At 67.3% G+C, this 6,585-nt stretch carries 6 protein-coding genes; 2 read left to right on the top strand and 4 right to left on the bottom strand.

Annotated features, from left to right (window positions below):
* Window positions 1-83: 83 nt before the first annotated feature.
* The 4 genes from ROR02_RS06465 to ROR02_RS06450 form a co-directional block, all read right to left on the bottom strand.
* The gene (locus tag ROR02_RS06465) at window positions 84-1,406 is read right to left on the bottom strand and encodes an ABC1 kinase family protein (protein ID WP_147163199.1); all 1,323 of its coding nucleotides are present in this window, start codon (window positions 1,404-1,406) and stop codon (window positions 84-86) included.
* 123 nt (window positions 1,407-1,529) lie between these two features.
* Window positions 1,530-2,171, bottom strand: a complete 642-nt coding sequence (locus tag ROR02_RS06460; RefSeq protein WP_147163198.1) for a YitT family protein — start codon at window positions 2,169-2,171, stop codon at window positions 1,530-1,532.
* A gap of 202 nt (window positions 2,172-2,373) precedes the next feature.
* The gene (bioD, locus tag ROR02_RS06455; protein ID WP_147163197.1) at window positions 2,374-3,027 is read right to left on the bottom strand and encodes a dethiobiotin synthase; all 654 of its coding nucleotides are present in this window, start codon (window positions 3,025-3,027) and stop codon (window positions 2,374-2,376) included.
* A 190-nt stretch (window positions 3,028-3,217) separates the two neighbouring features.
* Window positions 3,218-3,787 carry a biotin transporter BioY gene (locus tag ROR02_RS06450; RefSeq protein ID WP_147163196.1) on the bottom strand — a complete coding sequence of 190 codons (570 nt, stop codon included), beginning with the start codon at window positions 3,785-3,787 and terminating at the stop codon, window positions 3,218-3,220.
* A 314-nt stretch (window positions 3,788-4,101) separates the two neighbouring features.
* Here ROR02_RS06450 and dusA point away from each other — a divergent pair, with 314 nt between their 5' ends.
* On the top strand, window positions 4,102-5,169 hold the full coding sequence (gene dusA, locus ROR02_RS06445; protein WP_218032773.1) for a tRNA dihydrouridine(20/20a) synthase DusA: 1,068 nt from the start codon (window positions 4,102-4,104) through the stop codon (window positions 5,167-5,169).
* Window positions 5,166-6,509, top strand: coding sequence for a class I SAM-dependent RNA methyltransferase (locus tag ROR02_RS06440; RefSeq protein ID WP_147163195.1), 1,344 nt, complete (start codon window positions 5,166-5,168; stop codon window positions 6,507-6,509). The genes dusA and ROR02_RS06440 overlap by 4 nt, the downstream gene beginning before the upstream one ends.
* The last annotated feature ends 76 nt before the right edge of the window (window positions 6,510-6,585 follow it).

The raw sequence follows: 6,585 nt of genomic DNA, 5'->3' as shown, positions 1-6,585 counted from the left end.
TGCCGCGTGAGCCAAGCGCACGGAGTGCGCGCCAGGCGCTTGAGGGCCTCGAAAAAGGGCAGGCCCGAGGCCCGCCCCTTTGTCTACAAATAAGGCGCTATAATGGCATGGAGATCAACCCGGGCCTTCAGGCGGGTGGCCAGCATGTAGAAGCCCCCGAATTTGCGCTGCATGAACAGCGTATCCATGGGCGGAATGTGCCAGAAGTCGCGATCGGCCCCCAGCGCCATGCCCGCCTCGCGCATGCGCATGGCGAGGTCGTTGTGGGCGAAGTCGAACAGGCCGGGGCGCTTGAGCGGCTCCATCGACATCTCGAACATATCGACCATGAGGCGCTGGTGGCGGGGGGACGTGTCATCAGCGAAAAAGCCGATATCCCGAATGGCCTGGCGCACCGCCTCGCGCCCGCCGTCCAGCCCCGCCCTGATCAGGCGACGGAACTGGTCGGCCATTTCAGGCCCGAACTCGCGCGAGGCCCCGAAATCCAGCAGCACCACCTTGCCCGTTTGCGGCTGGTAGCGGTAATTCGCGAAGTTGGGATCGGTCTGCATGACCTGGAACTCGAACAGCTCGCGGAACACCAGCCCGATGAGCAAGGTCATCACCCGGTCGCGGGTGGCCTGCGGGGCATGGGTCAGGGTTTCGATATCCACGCCGTCCACGAAATCCATGGCCAGGATATTGGAGGTGGTCAGATCGGGGTAGAGGGCCGGCACCACGAAATCGGGGGCATCGGCCAGCAAGGTGGCGAACCGGCTGAGATAGCGGCCCTCGCGCTCGTAATCGGCTTCCTCGTGCAGCTGGCGCTTGGCCTCGTCAAGCATGGGCTTGATGTCCAGCTGACGCGGCAGCGCTCCCGAGTAACGCATCAGGGCGGCCACGTTGTTGACATCGCTGTCGATGCTGCGACGCACCCCCGGGTATTGCACCTTGATCGCCAGTTCGCGCCCGTCCACGGTTCGGGCCCGATGCACCTGCCCGATGGAGGCGGCCGCGATCGGCTGCAACAAGAAGGTTTCAAAATGGTCGCGCCACGCCTCGCCCCAATTGTCGCGCAGCACCCGGCGCAACTGGCCCCGGGGCATGTAATAGGCATCGGCGCGCAGGCGGGCCATGATCTCGGCCAGCTCGGGGGGCAGGATGTCGCCCGCGTCCATCGAAATCAGCTGGCCCACCTTCATCGCCGCGCCGCGCAAGTGGGCCAGCTGGTCGGCGACCTTGCGGGCGTTGGCCGGCGTGAGCAGCAGGTCGCGCGCCTTGGGGCGCTGACCCTGGGCGACCTGGCGGGCGCCTTGCAACGCAATATTGCTCGCGATGTTGACGGCAAGCCCGCCAAACCGGGCCATGCGCGTCAAGGACCCACTGGGCACCGCGAGCGCGCGGGGATCGGATTTGTGTGTCGTCATTGGGCGGCGTCCTTTGGAAGGGGGGCGACGGTCAGGATATCCTACCTGCGCACTCGGATCTGTGACATAGGCACAGAAAGGACGGCACGGGAAAGACCGCGCTCCCCCCCTCGTTCACCGGGCTCATCGTTGGGCGATGTACCGGTCCGAACGGTGGTTGATCGCCACGAAAAGGTTGAGGACCGCCGCGCCGGCCACGGAATACAAAACGATATCGGGCGGCGCGACCAGGAAGGCCAGACCCATGATGGTCAGGTCAAAGGCCAACTGCACCAGCCCCGCCCGCCAGCCAAACCGCTCTTGCAGGAAAACCGCGAGAATGCCGATCCCGCCCAGGCTGGCCCGGTGGCGATACAAGGCCAGAAGCCCGTAGCCCAGCAGCAGGCCGCCCAGCACGGTCGCCCATGCCGGATGAATCCACTCAAGCGTCACAAGTCGGGGCTGAAGGTCGGTCAAAACCGAGGTCAGGGCGATGGCGAAAAAGGTCTTCACGCAAAAAGCAAGGCCCAAACGCCTGTAGGCCAGATAATAAAAGGGGAGATTCAAAAGGAAAAACAGGATCCCGAATTTCCAGTCGGTCACGTAGCGCAGCAAGAAGGCCAGACCGGCGATGCCTCCGGTGAGCAGCCCCACGCTGCCCAACAGGTATAGGCCAAGGGCCGAAATAACGCATCCCGACACCAGGCCCTGCAGGTCTTCCACCGGTGAATGCCGCGCGGGGTCCCGGCTCCACATTTCAAGCAACGGTCTGATGGTATGCGCCATGGGCCGTCCTCCTCGTGCCTGCCTCGTGTCAGGGTGGGGGGGCCTTCACCGCGCCGCAACAAGAAAAAGCACTGGGAACAAAGAGCTATGGCGCCCCCTTCCCCCGAAAGATCCTTGCTTGCGTTCCGTGCGCCGTGAAACAGCGTGTCGCGCGCCAAGCCCCTCCCTTTCTCAAGCTCCCCCGGGCCGGACGACTCACGACCTATGGCGTCGCGGATGGCTCCGCCCCGTTGAAAAGACGACTGGCGCCGAAGTGGGCGTTCATGCTCGCGCGCAGTGTCGTGGGAGCGACGCTTTCCATCCAGGGCAGGCGCCCAAGAACCCTGACGTTGCCCAATTCGGAGATAATCCTGTCGGTCCCGGCTTCCTCGGGGCCGATCAGGGCCACGCCAAGCACGGGGATCGAGCGATGCCGGAGGGCTTCGAGCGACAGCAAGGTGTGGTTGATGGTGCCCAGCCGCGTGGTCGCGCACAGCACCACGGGCAGACGCCAGCGGGCAAAGACATCAAGGAACGTCGCGCGACGGGTCAGCGGCACCATCAGGCCGCCGGCCCCCTCGATCACCAGCGGCCCTTCGATGGAGGGCACGTCAAGGGCTTCGGGAACGATCTCAAGACCGTCGAGTTCCGCCGCCCGATGAGGAGAGGCGGGTGTTTTCAGGCGGTAGGCTTCGGGGATGATCCGATCCGCCGGAATCCCGCCCAGCCGCATGACCGTTTCGCTGTCTGTTTCCTCATCAAGGCCGGCTTGAACCGGCTTCCAGTAACAGGCGTTCAGGGAAGCCGCGAGGCCGGCCGCGAAAACGGTCTTGCCGATTCCGGTATCCGTCCCGGTTACAACGAATGCAGGGCTCATGGTGCTGTCCGTGTTGGTACCTTCGAACAAGGGCGCTCCACGATCGGAATCACCCCCGTGGGAAACGGGCCTGAGGCACCGCGCGGTGAAATGGATCGCGCACGGTGCCTCAGGATGTTGCTTTCAGGCCCGAGGGACCCGAAACGAGGGGTCCGCTGTCCGGTCTGGAATCAGCCCGCTCTCCGTTCGCTCATTGCGGCGTGATTTTCCGGCGAAGGCGCGAGGGAAGCAGCGCGACGCCAACCGTCACCATGGCGATGTTGATCAGATCCCCCAGGATGAACGGCGTGAAGCCCAGCGGAATGATCTTGTCCACCGGGACGTAGAACCCGAGCCAGGGCAGGCCGATCGCATAGGTCACGCCAAGGCCGGCCAGCATGGCCAGGGTCATGCCCACCAGGCCACGGTTGCGCGCCAGCACGCCCGTCAGCCAGCTGGCCGCCCAATAGCCCAGAAGATAGCCGCCCGTGGGGCCGACCATGTAGGCCAGCCCGATGCCGCGCTCGGGCGTTCCCGAGAACACGGGCAGACCCGCCGCGCCAGCCGCCAGATAGGCGAAGAAGGTTGCCGTGGCCAGGCGCGGCCCCAGCGCGACGGCAAGCCCCATGACCGCGAGCGTGTGCAGCGTCATGGGAACGGGCCAGAAGGGAACGTGCAGTTTGGCGCAAAGGGTGATGAGCGCGACGCCAAGAATGACGATCCCGGTGGTTTTCGCGGCCGAACGGACGTTCGGGGGGGCGAGGGTGAGTGTCTCTGTCATATCGGCTCCTGAATATTGTAGATAATTATGGACCCACACCCGTGGATCTATCGATAGATTCCACAGACAAGCCGATGTCACAAGCCCGATAATAGATAATATTATATATAATAGATAGAAACACCCCTTCTCATCCCTCATGGGACCTCCCCGGCACCGATCGCGCCCACCGGCTCCCTGGGCGCGCACCGACGGCAGCGACGATTTTTCGCCTCCGTCCCCAGGGTTGCTGTACTCTTGCGCGATCATCAGGCCCAAGATCCCTCCCCGCCTGGCCGGACGGGCAGCCTCCCCACCACCGAAAGACATGTGCCTTGACCATCAAGAATAACCGCCTGTGCGTCGCCCCCATGCTCGACTGGACGGACCGGCACGACCGTTGGTTCTTGCGTCGCCTGACCCGTCATGCCCTGCTGTATACCGAGATGGTGACCACGGCGGCCCTGCTCCATGCCGACCCGGCCCGGTTCCTGGATCACCACCCCGAGGAACAGCCCCTGGCCTTGCAACTGGGGGGCAGCACTCCCGAGGATCTGGCGCGCTCGGTGCGGCTGGCCCAGCCCTGGGGGTTCGCCGAAATCAACCTCAACGTGGGCTGCCCCTCGGACCGGGTGAGCAAGGGGCGGTTCGGAGCTTGCCTGATGGCCGAGCCCACCTTGGTCGCCGAGTGCCTGGCGGCAATGATCGAGGCCCAGCCCGGCACGCCGATGACGGTCAAGCACCGCATCGGCATTGATGATCTGGATTCCTACGAGGCCTTGCGCGGATTTGTCGAAACCGTGGCCCGGGCGGGCGTGGGCACGTTCATCGTCCATGCGCGCAAGGCCTGGCTCAACGGCCTGAGCCCGCGCGAAAACCGCACCGTCCCCCCGCTGCGTCACGACGTGGTTCATCGTCTGAAAGCTGATTTTCCAAATCTGGACATTGTGTTGAACGGCGGCATTACCTCGGTGGATGAAGCGCTCGCCCACATGTCCCCGGCGTTCGAGCCGCCCGAGGGTCAATCTCCGGTTGATGGGGTGATGATCGGACGGGCGGCCTACGAAACCCCGTTCATCCTGGCGCTGGCCGACCGGCGCGTGTTTGGAACCGATACCCCCCTGCCCGATCGCCACGCCGTGGTGCGGGCCCTGGTACCCTATGCCGAACGGATGGTGGCCCGGGGCGAGCCCGTGCACCGGCTGACGCGCCATGTGCTGGGCCTGTTCCACGGCTGTCCGGGCGCGCGCGCCTTCCGGCGCACGCTGGGCGAGGCCGCCGCCCGTCCCGGCGCCCCGGCCCGCGTCCTGCTCGATGCCCTGGCCCTGGTGCCCGAGCCCGTGCCCGAGGCCAGCACCGCACCCTTTTTTGTTTCCCCGCCGGTCGAGGAGATCCTGGCATGACCCGCCCGCCGCGTTCGCGGTCTTCCGCCGGCCGCCCTCCGGCCCCGTTCGAGGGCACCGTTGAGTCCCTGGGCGATCGCGGCGACGGCCTGATCCGGGTGCCCGACAGTGGCGCCCTGTTCTATGTCCCCGACGCCCTGCCCGGAGAGCGGGTGCGCGTGCGCCCCCTCGCCCGCAAGGCCGATGGCTGGACCACGGCCCTGGACGCGGTGCTGGAGCCCAGCCCGGAGCGGATCACGCCCCCTTGCCCCCATGCGGACGTGTGCGGCGGCTGCGCCATCTTGCACTGGGCGCCGGACGCCGTTGCCGCCTGGAAGCGCGACCTGGTGGTGCGCGCCCTCGCCCGGCGCGGGCTGGCCGACGCATGCGTGCGCGCGACCGTGTCCCTGCCGCCGGGCACCCGCCGGCGCCTGAACGTCGGCCTGCGCGGCCGGCAAAAAGCCGCCGTGGTCGGATTTTGCCGCCGGGCCAGTCACGAGTTGGTCGATACCCCGCACTGCCTGCTGCCCACGCCGGCCCTGGCCAGGGCGATGGCCGACCTGCGCCGCCTGGGGCCTTCGTTCCTGGCGCCCGGGGAAACCGCCGATGCCCTGCTCACCGACACCGACGCCGGGCTTGACCTGGTTCTGACCCCGCCGAAGGGCCCTGATCTCGCGCTCCGCGAAGCCCTGGCGGCCCTGGCCGAGAACGCCGACCTGGCCCAGCTCAGCATGGGCCCCACCCCGGCCCAGGCGGAACTCCTGGCCGGACGCCGCGCCCTGTCGGTCGATCTGGGCGGCGTCGAGATCCGCCCCCCGGCCGGCCCGTTCCTCCAGCCGAGCCGCGAAGGCGAGCGCGCGTTGCAGGCCCTGGTCCTGGAAGCCCTGGCCGACCTGCCCGCCCGGGCTGGCGTCGCCGATCTGTTTTGCGGCGTGGGCACCTTCTCCCTGCCCCTGGCCCGCGCCGGGTATCGCGTGCGGGCCCATGACAACGCCCCGGCCAGCCTGCGCGCCCTGGCCCGCACCGGGCGGGTGGAAGCCAGCGAACGCGATCTGTTCCGCGCGCCCCTCACCGGCTCCGACCTGGCCGAACTCGGGGCGGTCGTTCTCGATCCGCCCCGCGCCGGGGCCCAGGCGCAAGTCCAGGTTCTGGCCGAGGCGGGGCCGCCCCGGCTGGCGCTGGTCTCGTGCGCGCCCGGCACCTTCGCCCGCGATGCCCGCATCCTGGTTGACGGGGGCTACCGGCTGGAGTGGGTCGCCCCGGTCGATCAGTTCACCGGATCGGCTCATGTCGAAGTGGTGGCCCGCTTCGTGCGGGACGCCCCGGCCGGCTCCCCCCGTCGCGCCTTCCTTCTTCCCTGAGGCCTTCTTTCCCCGGGCGGCGCCTCTCCGGGTCGGGAGAGGCTTGACCGCCCGGCTTCCGGATGGTTCCTCCCCC

Source organism: Pararhodospirillum oryzae (genome assembly GCF_007992075.1).
GTDB lineage: Bacteria > Pseudomonadota > Alphaproteobacteria > Rhodospirillales > Rhodospirillaceae > Pararhodospirillum > Pararhodospirillum oryzae.
The sequence above is the reverse complement of the archived record's forward strand: the minus strand, read 5'-3'. Positions and strand labels throughout refer to the sequence as shown.